The sequence below is a fragment of the Chitinivibrionia bacterium genome, assembly GCA_009779925.1.
GTDB lineage: Bacteria > Fibrobacterota > Chitinivibrionia > Chitinivibrionales > Chitinivibrionaceae > WRFX01.
Map to the genome: position 1 here is coordinate 18345 of WRAZ01000001.1, position 17389 is coordinate 35733.

At 43.2% G+C, this 17389-nt stretch carries 16 protein-coding genes and 1 tRNA gene; 12 read left to right on the forward strand and 5 right to left on the reverse strand.

Annotation, left to right across the window (positions count from 1 at the left end; translation table 11 throughout):
- Positions 1-286 precede the first annotated feature (286 nt).
- Positions 287-2254, forward strand: a complete 1968-nt coding sequence (locus FWE23_00090) for a hypothetical protein (protein MCL2843846.1) — start codon at positions 287-289, stop codon at positions 2252-2254.
- 188 nt (positions 2255-2442) lie between these two features.
- Here FWE23_00090 and FWE23_00095 read toward each other — a convergent pair whose 3' ends face one another.
- Positions 2443-2634, reverse strand: coding sequence for a hypothetical protein (locus tag FWE23_00095; GenBank protein MCL2843847.1), 192 nt, complete (start codon positions 2632-2634; stop codon positions 2443-2445).
- Between the two features lie 213 nt (positions 2635-2847).
- Between FWE23_00095 and FWE23_00100 the strand changes: the two genes are divergently transcribed.
- The 5 genes from FWE23_00100 to FWE23_00120 all read left to right on the forward strand — a co-directional run bounded on the left by FWE23_00100 (position 2848) and on the right by FWE23_00120 (position 5142).
- Positions 2848-3183, forward strand: coding sequence for a nucleotidyltransferase domain-containing protein (locus tag FWE23_00100; GenBank protein ID MCL2843848.1), 336 nt, complete (start codon positions 2848-2850; stop codon positions 3181-3183).
- On the forward strand, positions 3173-3574 hold the full coding sequence (locus FWE23_00105; protein ID MCL2843849.1) for a HEPN domain-containing protein: 402 nt from the start codon (positions 3173-3175) through the stop codon (positions 3572-3574). The genes FWE23_00100 and FWE23_00105 overlap by 11 nt, the downstream gene beginning before the upstream one ends.
- 107 nt (positions 3575-3681) lie before the next feature.
- The gene (locus tag FWE23_00110; GenBank protein MCL2843850.1) at positions 3682-3990 is read left to right on the forward strand and encodes a helix-turn-helix domain-containing protein; all 309 of its coding nucleotides are present in this window, start codon (positions 3682-3684) and stop codon (positions 3988-3990) included.
- Positions 3991-4415: 425 nt separating this feature from the next.
- The gene (locus FWE23_00115) at positions 4416-4745 is read left to right on the forward strand and encodes a nucleotidyltransferase domain-containing protein (GenBank protein ID MCL2843851.1); all 330 of its coding nucleotides are present in this window, start codon (positions 4416-4418) and stop codon (positions 4743-4745) included.
- Positions 4735-5142, forward strand: a complete 408-nt coding sequence (locus FWE23_00120) for a nucleotidyltransferase substrate binding protein (GenBank protein MCL2843852.1) — start codon at positions 4735-4737, stop codon at positions 5140-5142. The genes FWE23_00115 and FWE23_00120 overlap by 11 nt, the downstream gene beginning before the upstream one ends.
- Before the next feature lie 5 nt (positions 5143-5147).
- Here FWE23_00120 and FWE23_00125 read toward each other — a convergent pair whose 3' ends face one another.
- Entirely contained in the window at positions 5148-6044 is an 897-nt protein-coding gene (locus FWE23_00125) for an RluA family pseudouridine synthase (protein ID MCL2843853.1), read from the reverse strand.
- A gap of 61 nt (positions 6045-6105) precedes the next feature.
- Complete coding sequence (gene hisD, locus FWE23_00130) at positions 6106-7440, reverse strand: histidinol dehydrogenase (protein MCL2843854.1); 1335 nt, start codon at positions 7438-7440, stop codon at positions 6106-6108.
- A 236-nt stretch (positions 7441-7676) separates the two neighbouring features.
- On the opposite strand from hisD, the gene FWE23_00135 reads away from it, so the two are divergent.
- The 5 genes from FWE23_00135 to FWE23_00155 all read left to right on the forward strand — a co-directional run bounded on the left by FWE23_00135 (position 7677) and on the right by FWE23_00155 (position 14660).
- On the forward strand, positions 7677-8042 hold the full coding sequence (locus FWE23_00135; GenBank protein ID MCL2843855.1) for a single-stranded DNA-binding protein: 366 nt from the start codon (positions 7677-7679) through the stop codon (positions 8040-8042).
- A gap of 403 nt (positions 8043-8445) precedes the next feature.
- Positions 8446-9834, forward strand: coding sequence for a TolC family protein (locus FWE23_00140; protein ID MCL2843856.1), 1389 nt, complete (start codon positions 8446-8448; stop codon positions 9832-9834).
- A gap of 17 nt (positions 9835-9851) precedes the next feature.
- The gene (locus tag FWE23_00145) at positions 9852-10883 is read left to right on the forward strand and encodes an efflux RND transporter periplasmic adaptor subunit (protein MCL2843857.1); all 1032 of its coding nucleotides are present in this window, start codon (positions 9852-9854) and stop codon (positions 10881-10883) included.
- 2 nt (positions 10884-10885) lie between these two features.
- A complete protein-coding gene (locus tag FWE23_00150) occupies positions 10886-14002 on the forward strand; it encodes an efflux RND transporter permease subunit (protein ID MCL2843858.1) in 3117 nt (1038 codons plus the stop codon).
- Positions 13995-14660 carry a TetR/AcrR family transcriptional regulator gene (locus tag FWE23_00155; protein MCL2843859.1) on the forward strand — a complete coding sequence of 222 codons (666 nt, stop codon included), beginning with the start codon at positions 13995-13997 and terminating at the stop codon, positions 14658-14660. The genes FWE23_00150 and FWE23_00155 overlap by 8 nt, the downstream gene beginning before the upstream one ends.
- A 10-nt stretch (positions 14661-14670) precedes the next feature.
- Here the strand turns inward: FWE23_00155 and FWE23_00160 are convergent.
- A tRNA-Leu gene (locus FWE23_00160) sits at positions 14671-14756 on the reverse strand.
- 93 nt (positions 14757-14849) lie between these two features.
- Here FWE23_00160 and FWE23_00165 point away from each other — a divergent pair.
- Positions 14850-15941, forward strand: a complete 1092-nt coding sequence (locus tag FWE23_00165; protein MCL2843860.1) for a protein O-GlcNAcase — start codon at positions 14850-14852, stop codon at positions 15939-15941.
- A 64-nt stretch (positions 15942-16005) separates the two neighbouring features.
- Here FWE23_00165 and FWE23_00170 read toward each other — a convergent pair whose 3' ends face one another.
- Positions 16006-17214 (reverse strand): hypothetical protein, encoded by a 1209-nt coding sequence (locus FWE23_00170; protein ID MCL2843861.1) that lies wholly within the window; start codon positions 17212-17214, stop codon positions 16006-16008.
- Positions 17215-17389: the final 175 nt, after the last annotated feature.

Consider the following 17389-nt stretch of genomic DNA (forward strand, 5'->3'; position numbering starts at 1 on the left):
TGAATTTCCACAAAAACACAAATTTTTCCCCCACAACATAAAACAAATATTATTTTCCCAATACCAGAAAGTATGAAGAGTGTGAATATTTCTCGCTTTTCATAGAGCTCTTTAATTTTAATCTAGCCCCACGACAAACAGCCTTTGCAGGTTGTTCTGTCTTTCGTTCGTGGGTTTCAAATTAAAGAACATCTTCATACTTTCTGGTAAAAATTATGATTTTTGGCAGAACAGCCTTTTGCTGTTTTTGCTTTAATCGTTAAACTTTTGGGAAAGGTTGTATCTTATGGGAAAAATGTCTCGTTGCCTAAAAGGCAACAAAGGCGCATCGCTTGTGTATGTGCTTATCACACTTGTTTTTGTCGGAGCTATTGCAATGCTCGTTCTTAACTCCTCAAGAAAGGAAACTATCGATGCTTCTCTGCGAGCATCTTCGGAAATGGCGCGCTTTGCGGCGACGTCGGGATTGAATTACGCAGTAAGCTGGCTTGCCGATGCCAATAATGACGACAACGTTTTAAATATTTTGTTAAGTTGGCGAGAACATCAAATAGACAATGATGAAGAACCCACTCGATGGCTTACAGGAAACGCTAACGCATACGAACAATTAGACGGTATGAGAGTTAGAGTACAAATAGTAAATGTAGATTTTAGTCAAATGCGCCGAATAACTCGCAGAGTGGTAAACGATAATGGTACATTCAGGTTTATGTTTCCTCGTCCTACAGACCCCGTTCCAAATATAATACCTGTAGCCCAAGTAAATACTAATGATCCAAATAATTTATTTACGCAAGTCGCTCCTATCCAAAATTCCAGAATAACTGTATTAATAAGAAGCGAGGCAATAGACAGAAGCGGAAGCCGAGCAAGCAATTTGGGGTTTTATACTGTTTTCGGATTTGAGCCTGAGGAAATGGCAGTAGAAATGCAAAATATTCCTCGACACGCGCTGTTTTCAGGCGGCGGAAATTTGTGGATACATACTCCTGTAACCATAAATGGACCTGCATTTGTCGGAGGAAGAACTGCTGTTGCCGGTGGACTAATAGCAATTAACGTACCTGCTCAAACAAGTATGTTCAATGGTGAATTTGTATTAGTTCAGCCAGCCGATGCCGAACAATCGCTAATTATGAATATTGACTTTATGAGTTCTGCCCTATTTGAAGGCGGTCAGGTACATTTTACTAACGCAAATAGTCGTTTTCACGGTCGTTTTGGCGGAAGCTCTACGTTTACAGCAGTTGGTGCCGATGCAGAAATAGAGAACGGAACTGCTGCTCGAAGAAACTTGGTTATGCTATCAGGCACTTTTGCGGATAGATTGCAAAATCACCCCGTTGATCCGTGGCCTCCTGCTGGTGGTATCACCGATCCTGGTCATGCTCCAAGTTCCATAATAGGTAGCGGTCTTCGGTTTAGAGGAACTAATACAGCACTAATACGCCGTAATAATACTGATGTTCAGTATTATACAGGTCCACTCTCGTGTCCAAATTGGTGTGCAAGTCCTGGCAATGTAGAAATCATTAACAATATGACACTCGATCAAATATCTGACTCATTAGGAATTACCGACAGAAATCCTCCTGCCGTTGGAATGAATATAGAGCATCTTATACCAAGACATCATTCTGAAACCATAAACGGAAGTACGTTAAATAATTTGTGGGAAAACAATACAAAATACACAGACAGAGCCGGAAGAGAGTGGTTGATACTAGAAGTAGGGAATCCAAATATAATAGCAATAAATCCAGGAGGCACGTTTAATCACAGAGCTGTTATTATTGTTAGACCTGGCACTACAGGAAACACAGGCACAGGCGGTAGTCTTTTTAATATGGGAGATAGCGCCAACGTATTACTTTTCTTTCCACAAAATTTTGCAGGCACTTGGTCGTATGCTGAAATTCAAGGAAATTTCCGCGGAATGTTTTACAATGCTTCGCCAGACGCACAGATTAACTTATCTGCCGCCACAGGTGCCGGTTGGATAGTAAATGGCTCGTTTTATAATGCTCCGGAAACAGCAAACTCAAGGATTGTGTTGGGAACTGGTCAAGTAGGAAGAATAACTGTAAACTATAACCAACAAGTGATATGCGAAATTGCTGACCTTGGTGTTTTTGTGCCAAATGTTAATTGCGACCCAGACAATGGCGGTGGTGGCGGCGGCGGAATTCCTGAGCTTCGACGAATTCCTGAAGAGAGAGTAAGAACAGAATTGTTAAACAGAAGTTTTTGAGATTTGCAAAAATTTATTTTTTCAGAGGCGATTTTCAAGTCGCCTCTTTTTGTTGGTGGCAATAGTACGCTTCTCACGCCTATTTGATTAAACGGTTTTTATCTTACCGCGGATTATTCCGAAATCTTCAAGTTTTACCAAAAAGGTAATAACTGCTAAAAAAGCCACTGCTATAAAAAATCCTTCCATTATTTACCGCCTTTCACTAAAAAAGCCATTATACCGGAAAACACCGCAAGAATACCGCCGACGATAGCATTATCTGTATTTTCTCCAATTCCCAAAGTATTAAACATAACACCGCCGACCAACGAGGCGCCAAAAGAAGCAACACACAAATTGCTTAAAACGTCGCGTTTATCTTTTGTAAAAATCTCCATAAAAAAAGAAACTCTCCTTTCTCTTAGAAAAAATACTTTCTTTGCGCTGTTTCACGCAAGAGTTTGCTTCGTTTTTCTTAAACTTGTAAAAAAGGCGTTAAGCAAAATTAAATTTTTTTTGTTTTTTGCGGCGATTTTCAAGTCGCCTCTTTTTGGTGGTGGCAGATAGTATTTTTATGGGGATAAAGACATAACAAGAAAAAGGAGACGGCTATGAATGTCAAAGATAAAGTTGCAAAAGAAGTTGTTTTGAGCGTTAAAAACATTTTCGGGAAAAAACTTAAAAAAGTTATTCTCTACGGCTCTTACGCCAGAGGCGACTACGACGCGGAATCCGATATTGACTTTATGGTTTTAGCGGATATTGAGCGCGAGAGCATACCGCATTATCGTCCGCAAGTTTACCAAGTATCAAACGATGTTGGACTTGAAAACAACATTTTTGTATCAATGATGTTGAATAACGACAGATTCTTTTTTAATAACTTAAAAGTGTCTAATTTTTACAGAAACGTAATGAAAGACGGAAAGGTATTGTATGACAGATGAAACAGAAGACATAGTCTTGAAAAATATCCAAAACGCCAAAAGAAGTTTGGCTTCGGCGCATGTTTTGTTAAACGACGACGACTTTGGCGGAGCGGTAAATCGTCTTTACTATTGTGTGTTTTACTGTGCGCGAGCACTGCTTGCAAATGAAGATTTGGATTTTAAGAAACATTCGGGAGTAATATCGAAATTCAGAGAAAATTATATAAAAACAGGAAAACTGGATAAGCGGCTTTCGGTTATTATAGGTGAGCTATTTAATGACAGAATAGGGTGCGATTATGACACAAGTTTTTCTACAACGGCGGAAATTGTCGAGCATTATATAGAAGACGCCGAATATTTTCTTGATAAAATAGCTGAGTACCTGAAAAGTATTGGTAATCTGTAAATACAGAGGAATTATGACTAAAGAAAATTTACGTCCCCCAAAACAGAAATAAGCAAGGCGGAAGGCATTCGCAAAAAGTATTTTGAGGAAAAAGGAGGGTAATAAATATGAAAATGTATTCGTTGTCGGAAATGGAAGACGAGTTTATCGGAAAAATCGGAACGGCGCAAAGAAATGTTTATGAAGAGAAATTCCAATTGGATATGCTCAGCGATGTCGTGCAACAGATAATGAAGAAAGAAAACATAAGCAAAGAAGCCCTCAGCATAAAAGCAGAAGTTCCCTTGGCGCAAATTTCAAAATTTGAGCGGCAACCGCAAAATATAAATTTCTTCAACGTTGTTAAAATATTGAAAGCGCTCGACATAAGATTAAACGTGCTTAAAGAAAACAAAACAATGATGTGTTTAAGTTGATTTGGGTGTTTTTCGGAGGCGATTTTCAAGTCGCCTCTTTTTTTTATGCGAGTGCCACACGTCGAGTTAATTAACTGTTGCTAATTTGCGCCAAAACTGCTCCGTCTTAGCAAAGATAGTTAATAATGCGCCAAATATAGCCGCCGGTATGCCAATTATAGCCATTGGGCTTGTTAAAAAATCTATCGTCATAATTTACCGCCTTTCGTTAAAAATACATTAATTGCAAATCGCCGCGCAAGACCGAACTTGCTTTTGGATAATCTCAGTTGAAAAACTGTGTTTTGCGGCATAATTTGAACAGATTTGCTGAACAGAAATTTTTGAGATTTGCAAAGCATTTGTTTTTTTAAAGGCGATTTTCAAGTCGCCTCTTTTTGTTGGTGGCAGATAGTATTTTTGTATAAAGTCAGGAGGAATATTTAGTGAAATACGGACTAAAAGACGAATATACACGAGATTTTTTAAGCGTTATCGATAAATTTAAAGATGTCGATAAAGTGGTGCTTTTTGGGTCGCGAGCAATGGAAAAACATAAAAGAGCGTCTGATGTTGATATTGCGCTTTTTGGAAAAAATGTTAATGCCGGTCTTGCAGGTGCAGTAAAATACGAAATAGAAGAGGAAACAGTTATTCCTTACTTTTTTGACGTTGTAGCGTATTCGGTTATTAAAAACCAAAAACTTAAAGAGCATATAAACACAAAAGGCATTACTTTGTGGGAAAGAACAAATGAGGTGAAAAATGTCCGATAACTTGCGTTGGAAGCAAAGATTTCAAAATTTTGAAAACGCTTATAATGTTTTAGTTCGTATGATGGAAAGAAAAAAGCTAACGCCTAACGACGAAGCCGTAGAAATGGCGCTTATCCAATCCTTTGAATTTACGTACGAATTAGCTTGGAATACAATGAAAGATTACCTTGAATTTGAAGGGTTTGATAATCTTGCGGGAAGTAAACAAGTAATAAGAACGGCTTTTCAAGCAGGGCTTATAGAAAATGCTGAGGGTTGGCTTAATGCCGTGCAAAAAAGAAATATAGCAAGCCACACTTACGACGAAAATGTATTGTCCGAAGGTGTTGTTTTTGTAAGCAAAGACTATTTTCCATTGGTGTCTAAGTTGTATAATGACCTAAAGATAAAATTGTAATATATTTAAGTTTTCCCCCAAAACTCAAATATCCGCTCCGACTTCGACTCAATCACCTTTCCGCAAGGAAGCGTAATTTTGTATGCGTGAAGCAGTTGGTGCTTTTCTGTTTCGCTCAAATTCCTGTTATATTTTCTATCCCCGACAATCGGATGCCCGATATACTCCATCGATACGCGAATTTGGTGCGAACGTCCCGTGTGTAGCGTTATTTCGAGCAGGGAAAAATTGTTTTTCGTATCTTTTACAGCGTATTCCGTATGTACAAATTTGGAAGTATCGGTCGAGTTTTGCGATAAAAACACCTTGTTTTTTTTCTCGTCTTTTTCTAAAAAACCTTTGACTTCTCCCGATTTCGCTACTTTTCCCTCAACGACTGCCAAATATTTTTTTTCTATTGCGCGATTTCGCATTTGTTCGTTGTAGAATTGAAGCGCATTATAAGTTTTTGCAAACAAAACAAGCCCGCTCGTGTTTTTGTCGAGCCGCTGAATTGGCGCAGGACGAAACGTTTTTGTGCAAATATGAGCGAGATACATCTGAACCTGCGTTGCAAGCGTGTTTTTGTATTCGGATTTGTCGGGATGCGTTAAAATTCCGACGGGTTTGTCGGCGACTAAAATTTCGTCGTCTTCGTAAACAATGTTTAGGTTTAATTCTTCGGCGGCAATTTGTGGTTTTTCTCTTTGCAATTCTGTAATTTGCATCGCAGAAAGCGAAATAGAAACAATATCGCCGACTTGCAAAACAGCGTTTTCTTTTACTCTTTTTGAATTGACTCTAACAATATTTTTGCGCAAAAGTCGATAGATAACGGAATTTGGCGCACCGTTTAAATATTTGCTCAAAAACCTGTCAATTCTTTGCGGCGCTTCGTTTGCGGTGATTTCTATTTTTTCCATTGGCTTCAGCTCCTGCTCGCTTCGACAAGCTCAGCGACCGAACTGTTGCTTCGGTCAGCATTCATAGTATTACCGCCTCGGTGGCTGAGCCTGTCGAAGCCACCCTCCGCTCTACCGTTAACGCGTGATGGATAAATTCTTCCGCTCTTGCAAAACGAGAAATGTGTTCGGCGGCGCCCGCAAGTCCTTTTTTGGAGATTTCGGCGACCGATATTTTCTTGCGGAAACTGTCCACGCCGAGCGGAGAGGCGTATCTTCCTGCGCCGCCTGTAGGCAAAACGTGGTTTGTGCCGACAAAATAATCACCGACGGGAACGGGCGAAAAATCTCCCAAAAATACGGCGGCGGCGTTTTCTATTTTATCCAAATCGGCTCTTGGATTTTCGGTCATTATTTCTAAGTGTTCTGGTGCAATTTCGTTTATGAGCGTTGCCGATTGGTCTTTGTTTTCGCAGATAAATAGGCAAATCGCGTTTTTCGACAGCTTTTCAAAGGTGTTTTTCACGGGTGATTTTTCTATTTCGTCGAGCAAGGCGGCTTTTACTTTTTGCGCGAAATCTGCGCTTTCGGTAATCAGGTGCGCGCTTTCGTCGCCGCTTCCGTGTTCTGCTTGCGAAAGCAAATCGAGCGCAACCCAAACGGGATTTGCGTTATCGTTCGCCCAAATTGCGACGTCGCTCGGTCCTGCAATGCAATCAATATCGACTGCGCCGTAAACCATTTTTTTTGCCGCCGCAACGTAGCTGTTTCCCGGTCCGACAATTTTATCGACCGCTTTTATCGAATTTGTTCCGAACGCCAACGCCGCAATCGCCTGACTGCCGCCAATCTGATAAACTTCGTCGATGTCGAGCAAATCCAAAGCAAACGCAATAGCGGGGTCGAGGTCTCCGTCGCGGCACGGCGTTATGGCGACAATTTCTTTTACCCCTGCGATTTTTGCGGGAATTGCATCCATCAAAACCGTTGAAGAATACACGGTATGCCCACCGGGAATGTAAAGCCCAACGCGCTTGAGTGGCACGACTTTTTGCCCTAAAACGCCCTCTTTGGTCTCCATAGAAAACTCCAAATCAAACTTTTGTCTTTCGTGATATTCAAAAATTCTTTTTGCGGCTTCTTTTATGGTTTTCGCGAGTTTGTTGTCGATTTTTCCCGCCTGCGAACTTATGTATTTCTTCTGTAGTCGCACATTTTTCGCGCTCAAATCCCGATTGTCGAATTTTTTGCAATATTCAAAAAGCGCCTTATCGCCGTTTTGCGAGACGTTATCAAGCACTTCGCGAACTGCTTTTTCCACTTCGCCGTCTCGTTTTTTTCGCCCGTTTTGGATTTCTGCAAGTATTTTGTCGCCTTCTTTGCTCCCGAATTTGATAATTGGTATGTTTATCGCCATTTTTTGCTCCAATGTTAATTTTTCGAGAGAAAAATACTATTTGCCTTTAAATATTAGGAGACATTTCCACTTTACAACTCTTTTTATTCCAAATTTGGAACGTTTTTAGAGGAAAATACGTTTTGCGCCATCCTCTAAACCCACACCTTGACACACAAGCCGCGCATTTAGTATATTAAAAGTGGTTTAATTACAAACAATTGTTTAATTAAAAACCATAAAACAAGGAGAATTTTATGAAAAACAGTAAAATAATTTCTTTCAGCGTGTCTTCTAAGGAGTTTGAAAAAATTCAAAAAGAAGCGAAGAAAGATAATATGAGCGTTTCAATGTATTGTAAATCCGAAATTACAAAATCTAAGGCGATTTTGCAGTTTTCCAAATTTTACGACGATTTAATCAAAAAACTCAGAAAGTATCCGACGGGCGTTGTTTTCGCGCTTTCCGCCTTAATGAAAGACGAATGGCGCGATATTCCCAAAGGTATAAAATTATCGATGGGAAGGCAGTTTTTTAGGGAAGTGAAAGGCGGAATTGTTAAAAATGTTAAAATTGAAGGTTATCTTGCCGCAAGAACTATGCATTATTCTAAATCGATATAGTAAGGGATTGGTAGGGAAAAGGTGAAATTTCTCACTCTTCACCATCCCGCGCAATTCTATTCATACACCACGAATACTCGAAAATCTGTCCCAATATTTTTTATCCTTAACAAGTTTCAATAGAAAGTTAAGGATAAATACACTTATTTCCACCCAAAAAACCCACAATTCCCCCCACCCCATGTAACAAACAACATACCCTCGAAGTCAAATAACTTGAACGCGATACAGAAAATTGACTCCGGCGTCAGATTTTTCCGCTCGCGGTTGGCGACATATATTATTTTGTTCGTAAATATATTGTAAAATAAGGAGGGCTTGTTATGAAAAGACTTAAAATTTTGCTGATTATCGCAGCGGTTGTGGCGGTATATGTAAAAATTAAAGAGTGGGGGGACAAAGAGTGAGAAGAAATTTTTTTGTAGGATTATCACTGCTTTTGTTTACTGCGGCAGCGTTTGCTCAAACGCCTATGACCAGAAACGACGTGTTGAGACACGCGTTTAACAATTCGGAAAGCTTGGCGCAATTACAGGCGGAGCGCAAAAGAACGGAACTTATGCGCAACGAACACCAGAGCGCGGCGTTTCCGCAAATAAACGCGGCGTTTAATTATGCGTTTATGCCCGATTTGAACGACACTCCCGATGTGCCGAGTTTTTCGGGAATGATGACTGAGGCGGCTTCGCCTTATGACCATATTTTGGCGGGAGGTTTGGACGGAATTTACGGCGCGCTTGGCTCTATGTCTCCAAAAAACGCATTGCAATGGGAACTTAATGCCACGCAGGTGCTTTTTGCTCAGGGGAAAATTCGCACGGCGCTTCGTATTGCAGAAACAGCGCTTCAAATTGTTGATTTGCGGTTGGAAAGCGCTAAATTTGAACTTGCGGAGAGCGTTGTCAACGCTTACAACGGGGCGCTTATGGCTCAGCAAAACAAGCGTATTCAGAACGAAGCGCTCGGCATTGCGGAAGAGTCGCACAGAATTGCTTTGGCGAGATTTTCTGCGGGAAGGGGTAGCGCTCTTGATACCTTAAACACAAGACTTGCTCATCAACAGGCGATTTTGCGGCTTCGCGAGGCGGAAATGGGAAAACGCATTGCGTTAAAACAACTTGCAACCGCCGCTTCTATGGAAAACGACAACATTGTTCTTTTGGACAGTTTAACCGTTCCGCAATTTTCTATGACCGAAGAACAGGCTTGGGCAAGAATGCAGGAAAACAATTCAAATATCAGGCTTCTTTCGACATTAAGAAGTATGCAGGAAGAGCAAACAAATATGGCGCGCACGGATTACAGACCGACTGTCGCGGCATTTGCGAGTTTCGGACAAACCAATGCGTTCAGCTCGGGCGACGAATTTTCGGACGGAGCTCGTTGGGACGCGCGTATCGGATTAAGGGCTCAGGTGCCGATTTGGGACGGCGGGCGCAGAAGAAGCAGAATGAGTCAGGCGCACTTGCTGGAGTTTGAGGCGGAACGCAACGAAGCGCAGGCAAACCGCGGACTTCGTTTGGCGCTTACCGCGGCGTTTGAGCAGTTTGAAGTCGCAAAGCAGGAGTTGGCGCAGGTCGAGCAAATGATTGTTTTGGCGGAGCAGGGTTTCAGAATTTCAAAATTGTCGTTCGAGATTGGGCAATTAACGCAGTTGGAACTTAACAACAGCGAACAAATGCAAAGAACGACCCAGCTTGCGTTTAAAAACGCCGTTTTAAAAATAAATTCGGCGGTCGTAAGCATTGAAAGATTGATGGGCGATAAAAGTTTAATTTCGGTAAATAACTAATGAAAGGGTTTAATAAAATGAAAAAATTGACTAAGATTTGCGCGTTGGTTGCGCTGTCATTATTGATACTCGGTTGCGGCAGAGCGGCAGAGCAGGAAAGAGCGATGACAATTCAGGAAATTCAGGCGATTGAGGGAATTCCCGTGAGAGTAAAAGGCGCGACATTGCAGACAATCCGTCGCATAGAAAGAACAAGCGGAACGGCGGAAGGTTTAAGACAGTCGATGGTATCAAACGGACCGAGCGGAACGCTTCAGAGAATAATGGTGCGCCCGGGCGACAGAGTTCGCGAGGGAGAAGTTATTGCGCAGATGTTTTTTGAAGAAGGCGCTCCCCGAACCGTTGCGCAAGCGAATTTTGACCGCGCCGAAGCAACTTACAATCGAGTTCAACGTCTTTTTGAAGAAGGCGCGGCAACCCAAGAACAAATAGAAGGCGCGCGCGTACAGTTCGAAGACGCTCGCCGCAGTCTCAGAGGCGCAAATGTCGCAGAATTTATTACCGCGCCGTTCGCAGGCGTGGTTTTGGAGACGTTTTCGGCAGTCGGAACTCGTATCAGCGGCGGAACAAACATTGCAAACATCGCGGATTTTTCGACCGTTCGATTTGACGCGCGCATAAATCAGATGAATATAGGAAGTTATGCCGTCGGACAACGCGCGTTTACGCTTGTGGAAAGCGATACGGTTTGGGGAAGAGCGACAAGCGTTGCGGTGGGCGCCGACGCGCAAACTCACAGTTTCAGAGTTCGCTTTGAGTTCCCGAACCCTCGCCAGCTTCTTCGCGTAGGGGAATTTAAGGAAATTTTTGTAATAACTCAAGAACGCCAGAACGCAATAGCCGTGCCGATAGAAATCGTGGTAAGCAAAAGCGGCGTTCAGGGAGTATATGTCGTTGAAAATCAAACGGCGGTTTTCCGTCCGATAGAAATGGGAATACTCAGCGGAAGCGACGTCGAAGTTGTATCGGGATTACAAGAGGGAGACGTGGTTGTAATTGCGGGGATGACCCTGCTTTCGGACGGCGTAAAAGTTAATGTGAGGAACTGAAAATGAGCATTGTAAAAACAAGTATTCAACGTCCGCTGATGATGATAATGGTGATACTCGCCATTGCGCTCTTCGGCTTGGTGGCGTGGAGAAGTCTTCCTATCGACCGAATGCCGAATATGGAGTTGCCCTACGTTATGGTGCAGCTTATTTACCCCGGCGCGGGTCCCGAGGAAGTGGAAACAAACGTGGTGCGCCCCGTGGAAGACGCGGTATCTACAATTTCGGGAATAAAAAATATGACATCGTATTCTATGGAAAACGCAGGTATTATAGTTTTGGAATTTGAGTCGCACATTTCGCCTGATTTTGCCGCTATCGAAGTTAAAGACAACGTAAGCCGAATACAGCAGAATTTCCCGTCCGACGTCTTAGACCCTATCGTTATGAAGTTCGACTTTAACGCTATGCCCATAATGACGGTCGCGCTTTTGGGCGACGAAACGGTGTCGCCCGTCGAACTGCGAAATTACGCGGAAAGATATTTGAACGAAAGGTTCAGCCGAATTTCGGGCGTTGCTCAGGCTACGGCGCTGGGTGGTCGCGAGCGCGAAATTCACGTTATTCTCAGCTCCGAAAAATTACAGGCGCACGGACTTTCCATTTTCAGCGTGTTTCCTGCTTTAACCGCTCAAAACGTTCTTATTCCCGCGGGAACAATTACGGGAAGTTTGCGTGAATTTGCAGTGAAATTCGACGGACAATTCAGAACGGTGGAAGAAATTGCAAACATACAAATCCCTACTCCGCGCGGCTATAACATTCGCTTAAACGAAATTGCAACCGTTATTGACTCGTATGCGGAAGTTCGTTCTTTAGCGAGATTTCAGGGAAGAGAATCGGTCGAAATATCCATAACCCGCGCGGGGGGTGCAAATACCGTGGAAGTGGCAAAAGGCGTAAGACGGGTTATGGCTCAAATGGAAGGGCAACTTCCTCCCGGAATGAGTTTGGACATTGTTGAAGACCAGTCGATTTTCATCGGCGAAGCGGTAAACGACACATACTCAAACCTTTTTCAGGGAATTTTGCTTACCGCCATTATTCTGCTTGTGTTTTTGGCAAATTTCCGTGTAACTCTTATTGCCGCGATAACAATGCCTGTTTCACTTATAATGGGCTTTATCGGAATGGACGCGCTCGGATTTTCTATGAATATGGTTACAATGATGTCGCTTGCGATTGTTGTCGGTATCTTGGTTACAAACGCAATTTTAGTTCTCGAAAACATTGTGCGCCAAATGAAATTAGGCAAAGAACCCTACAAAGCCGCGCTCGACGGAACGGAGCAAATGTTCACTTCGGTTTTGGTGGGAACGCTTACAAACTTGGCGGTGTTTATTCCTATGGCAAACACGACGGGTATTACGGGCTCAATATTCAGAGAGCTCGGATTAACCATTGTTTTTGCTACGGTTGCCTCTCTTATTTTGAGCTTTACGCTTGTGCCGATTATGGCTTCGCGCCTTCTTAAAATAAAAGAAAACCAAAAAGACACCATTGTCGATAAAATTGTAGGAAAATTGGAACGCGGCTACGAAAAAGTTTTGGGCAAAGCGCTCAGAAGCAGGTTCGGAAAGCTGGGAATTGTTTTCGGCGTAATATTTTTCCTTATATTTACGCTTACGGTTATTGCTTCGCGAATAGGCGTGGACTTTATGCCCTCCAGCGACGAAGGCTTTATTACCGTTTCGCTTGAACTTCCCGTAGGAACGCCTATGGCGATTACCGAAGGCGTGTTGCTCGACATCGAAGAAAGAATGAAAACTTTGCCGTATCTTAAAGCGGTATCGACTTCTATCGGCGGCAGCGGACTTAACGCAGGGGTGGAAAACGGAACAGTTCGTCTCGAATTTGTGCCGCTCGGAGAACGTAGCATAGATGTGTTTCAATTAACCCGAAAAATCCGTCCCAAACTTGCCGATATTCCCGACGCAAGAATAATTGTAGCGCCTCTCAGCGGTATGGCGGGCGGAAGCAGTTCGGATATTACCATAAACATTTTGGGCACAAATATGGACACGCTTTCAATGCTTGTGGAAAAAGCTCTCGAAGTTATGCGCGCCGACCCCGACCTTACCGACTTTAACTCGTCGTGGAAAGGCGCAAAACCCGAAATCGTAATCCGTCCGCGCCGCGAAGTTATGGAGCATTACGGACTTATGGGAAATATTAACTCGTCAATAACGGGAGCGGTAATCGGCGGGCTTCTCAGATTGAACATTACGGGCGAAGAGTCGGCGGTGTTCAGAGACGGTAGCCACGAGTATCCGATTCGCGTTCGTCTGGAAGAAAATTCCCGCAGAGATATTCGCGACATTGCGACTATGCCCGTTGTAACGCCGAGAGGCACCGTGCCGCTCGAAGTGCTTTGCTATGTGGAATACGCGGACGGCGTTTCACAGATTACCCGTATCAATAAAATGAGAGCCTTGGACGTTTCGGCAAACCTTGTTTCGACCGATATTGCGGCGGGAACAAAAACTCCGCAGGTTCTTGCGGCGCTCATAGAGCAAATACCGCTTCCCGAAGGCTACGAATTCCGCACTGCGGGAATGCAGGATATGGCGGACGAAATGATGGAACAGTTGCTTATTGCGGCGGCTATGGCTATTCTTTTAACGATTATGGTGCTTATAGGACTTTTGGAATCCGTTCGTTTGGGCTTTGTGGTGTTTTTAACATTGCCGCTCGGACTTATCGGGGTTATTTGGGCGCTGTTTATTACAGGCAACGCGCTTTCTATGATTTCTATGATGTCCATAATTATGCTTATCGGACTTGTATCGACCAACGCGATTTTGATGATTGACTACGCCCGACAAATCCGAAAGAAAAACGAAATGAAGCCTATTGACGCGATAGTAAAAGCGGCGGGTACAAAGTTGAGAGTTATTCTTATGGCAAACATCGCTATCGTATTCTCAATGCTTCCTATGGCTTTGGGAATGGGCGCGGGCGGAGCGTTCAGAGCGCCTTTTGCGATTACGGCAATCGGGGGAGTTATTTTCTCAACGGGACTTACGTTCTTCTTTATTCCCGTGCTTTACGTATGGACGGCTTCCAAAACCGAAAAACCCGTTCTTTCGGATTCGGCAAAGGCGGTGTTAAATGCTTGAAACAACTCAGGAATTGGATAAACAGGAAAAAGCGGCTTTGGTCTCGGATAAGGTCAAAGCCCTTAAGAGCGAGTTAATTCTCGACGCGGCGCTTACGGTATTCTCCCTCAGGGGAGTTGCCGAGGCGACCTTAGAGGAGATAGCGGGCGAAGCAGGCTTTTCAAAAGCGTCGCTATACAATTATTTTCCCGATAAGGAGAGAATATTTTTAGCGGTGGCAATGCGGGAAGCCGAGCGTTTTATAGATATTCTTATGAACTCGGGCGAGACTTCGGTTTCGCCCACCCTCCCGTTCAAGGAAAATATGCGCCGATACCTGCTTCTGCGCCTCGAACATACCAGAAAGCATTTTCACTTTATCGTGTCGATGAATTTGGCGGAAATTTTCAAATGCGAAGACATCCAAAAAGGGTCTCTTCACGGATATATCGACTTTAAGGAAGAGCTTTTCAAGAAAAGTATTGTGCCTATACTTAACTGGGCGAAAGACAAAAACGAAATAACAACTTTGTTCAACGACCTTACTCTTTGCAGAATTATTGACGGAATGACCTTAGGCGTTATTCACGATTGGATAAAAAACAAAAAAGTCGGCGATACCGACGAAGTAGCGAACTTACTGATAGAATTACTTGTTAACGGGATGGGAAAAAGATGATTTTGTTTGATGGTACCGAAGGCGAGACTCGAACTCGCACAATATTGCTATCGGCGGATTTTGAATCCGCTGTGTCTACCATTTCACCACTTCGGCATATCATACGGGGGCAAATATAATTTATTTTCACAGAGGCGCGCAAGGATTTTTTGAAAATCGTATAAAAAAATAAAAAAGGGAGAAATTTTTATGGAATTAACAGGATATATAGAGGGTTTTTACGGCAAAATTTTTAGTTGGGAAACTCGGGAAGCAATCGCAAAAAAAGTTTTTAGCAAAGGTATGAACACTTATCTTTACGCCCCCAAAGAGGACAAGTATCACAGAATTTGCTGGGAAGAGGACTATCCTGCGCCCCTTCGCGACAAGTTTGCGCAAATCATAGAATTTGCCTACAGTTGCGGCAGTACGTTCATTCCCGCGCTTGCTCCCGGGCTATCCTTCTTTTACGACGAAGCGGATTACGTCTTCCTTAAAAAGAAAATAAAGTTTTTCGTAAACTTAGGCGCAAACACTTTCGCGCTTACAATGGACGACATTCCCGCAATCTCCCCCGTAGAAGGCAAAAAATTAGGCGTTCAGCACGGCGAACTTTTGTGCAGAATAAAGCAAGATTTCCCAAATTTACGCCTTCTGTTCTGCCCCACAATTTACGCCGCCGACCTCATAGACGAAACTTCGCTCTACTACTTGGACGACCTTAAAAGAAGCGCTCCCGACGACATCCTCTACCTATGGACGGGCGACAGCACAATTTCTAAAAAAATAAACGCCCAAACTATGGAACACGCCATAAAACTTTTCGGCAAAAAAATAGTAATTTGGGATAATTTCTACTGCATAGACTACTGCCCCAACCGAATTTTCGCAGGAGAATACGCCGCCCGCGACCGCGAATTCATAAAAAACCAATGCGCAGGCGTTCTGTTAAACGGCACAGGCTTACCCATAACCGACGAAATAATTCTGGAAAACTTCGACTTGTGGCTAAAAGACAAAAACCCGAGCGAATGCGACATTAAAACAGTCCTAACAAACTTCGGCGTTCCCCAAAACCTACTCGAATACCTGCCCCTGATTTCGTCGCCGTACCGTCAAGATTACACGCTCCCCCAAACCCTCTCCCCCGACAATTTCTTCACCGAAATAATCGCCAAATGGCAATCCCCGCTGAAGTTGGAGTGGTATAATGCTCTTCACGCGATTTTCACCCAGTTGCGAATTTCGTCGGCAAAAAAACCGTTCGGCGAGGAGTGGTATGGGATGAGGTGGGTGAGGTGAGGTAGAATGATTTTCCGTAGGGGCGTATTGCATACGCCCTATTGTTCGTGCGACATTTGTGTATTTAAAGCACAAACGCCAAAGCAAACGCCATTGCGAGCATAAGCGTTCCGAACAGAATTTTTATAAACACCAACTTTTTCTGCGTCATCGAGGCGAGCGTTGTCCAAGTAATGCCAAAATATGCGGCGGTCATTATGGCGATTAACGGAAGCACAAATATGAGGCAATACAATATAAGATAAGGCAAAATTTGCGCGGTTGTCATTATTCCGCTTCTGTTCATAACAAGTAAAAGCGGTAGCGCGACCTCCGCCGTGCATATACTGTCCACAAGCGTTGCCAAAAACGCGGCGATAACCGTGCCGACAACAAGGCGTTTTCCGCTCATATATTTGGTTATTATAGTGTGCGTAAGTTTTTTAAGCGATTTGGGTAATTGCAAGGTAATGTCTTTGGTATTTCCGCTTTTGCCGAAACGGAAAGCGTCGGTATATGCAATTACGCCGAGCCCCGCGGCAAAGATTATCGCCGTCCATTTTATTACAGGCTGAAGCCACGCAAAACTGCTCAAAAAAGTAAGCGCGCTAAACATACCGAGCAACAAAGCCAAATAAGTCAAAAACACCGTCGCGGTAAATAACACGCCGATAATAACAATTTCGGAACGCCTGCGTTTTTGCGCCGCCAAAACCGAAACCAAAAATATCATTACCGAAATCGCACAAGGATTTATGCTGTCCACAAGCGCCGCGGAAATTAAAAACCCGAGAGTTAATTCGCGGTTAAATCGCTCTATCAAAATCGCTTCCATATCTTCGTCGGCAAGCGCTTCTACTTCTATATTTCGCGCGCGGCTCGGATCCAAAAGAAATTCCAGCACAATGTCGCGCGCGTTTTCTCGGATTTCCCAATATCCCAAAAGCACAGTGTCGGGAAAAAACAAAGTTATGGGATTAGAATTCACAACGCCGTATATTTCTTCCATTTTCGATAAAAATGCAAAGCTTTCGGGATAGTCGATGTCGTGAAACCGAAGGTTAATCTGCCCTTCAAATTCGCGCGACAACGGTATGAGCAACGAATTTTTTAAGTCTATGCAATCCCTGCAATTAGCCGAACCGAAGTAATACATTCCAAGCGCGCCGTCCGCGTGCGCAACCACATAGTCCGCAGTTTCGGCGACAGGCGCGCAAGATGCTAACGAACTTGCAAAAATAAAAATCAATATCCCAAAGATTTTTTTAACGTTTTTATAGCTTTCTTGCAACATTTATAACCTCGTTTTCATATATTCAAATTCATTTTGTCGCCGAAAAATACGTTATTGCAAGAAATGAAAATTGGGAAAATGGTCTTTTGGCGATAATTTTCAGAAAAAAGCCTCACTTTATCGGTGCAGATAGTATTTTCTTCTCAGAAACCACAATAAGCAGGCATTTTTAACA

Bases quoted from the DNA above. Each gene is read 5' to 3' on its own strand.
- FWE23_00090 (MCL2843846.1), top strand. From the start codon at position 287: ATGGGAAAAATGTCTCGTTGCCTAAAAGGCAACAAAGGCGCATCGCTT.
- FWE23_00095 (MCL2843847.1), bottom strand. From the start codon at position 2,634: ATGGAGATTTTTACAAAAGATAAACGCGACGTTTTAAGCAATTTGTGT.
- FWE23_00100 (MCL2843848.1), top strand. From the start codon at position 2,848: ATGAATGTCAAAGATAAAGTTGCAAAAGAAGTTGTTTTGAGCGTTAAA.
- FWE23_00105 (MCL2843849.1), top strand. From the start codon at position 3,173: ATGACAGATGAAACAGAAGACATAGTCTTGAAAAATATCCAAAACGCC.
- FWE23_00110 (MCL2843850.1), top strand. From the start codon at position 3,682: ATGAAAATGTATTCGTTGTCGGAAATGGAAGACGAGTTTATCGGAAAA.
- FWE23_00120 (MCL2843852.1), top strand. From the start codon at position 4,735: ATGTCCGATAACTTGCGTTGGAAGCAAAGATTTCAAAATTTTGAAAAC.
- FWE23_00125 (MCL2843853.1), bottom strand. From the start codon at position 6,044: ATGGAAAAAATAGAAATCACCGCAAACGAAGCGCCGCAAAGAATTGAC.
- hisD (MCL2843854.1), bottom strand. From the start codon at position 7,440: ATGGCGATAAACATACCAATTATCAAATTCGGGAGCAAAGAAGGCGAC.
- FWE23_00135 (MCL2843855.1), top strand. From the start codon at position 7,677: ATGAAAAACAGTAAAATAATTTCTTTCAGCGTGTCTTCTAAGGAGTTT.
- FWE23_00145 (MCL2843857.1), top strand. From the start codon at position 9,852: ATGAAAAAATTGACTAAGATTTGCGCGTTGGTTGCGCTGTCATTATTG.
- FWE23_00150 (MCL2843858.1), top strand. From the start codon at position 10,886: ATGAGCATTGTAAAAACAAGTATTCAACGTCCGCTGATGATGATAATG.
- FWE23_00155 (MCL2843859.1), top strand. From the start codon at position 13,995: ATGCTTGAAACAACTCAGGAATTGGATAAACAGGAAAAAGCGGCTTTG.
- FWE23_00165 (MCL2843860.1), top strand. From the start codon at position 14,850: ATGGAATTAACAGGATATATAGAGGGTTTTTACGGCAAAATTTTTAGT.
- FWE23_00170 (MCL2843861.1), bottom strand. From the start codon at position 17,214: ATGTTGCAAGAAAGCTATAAAAACGTTAAAAAAATCTTTGGGATATTG.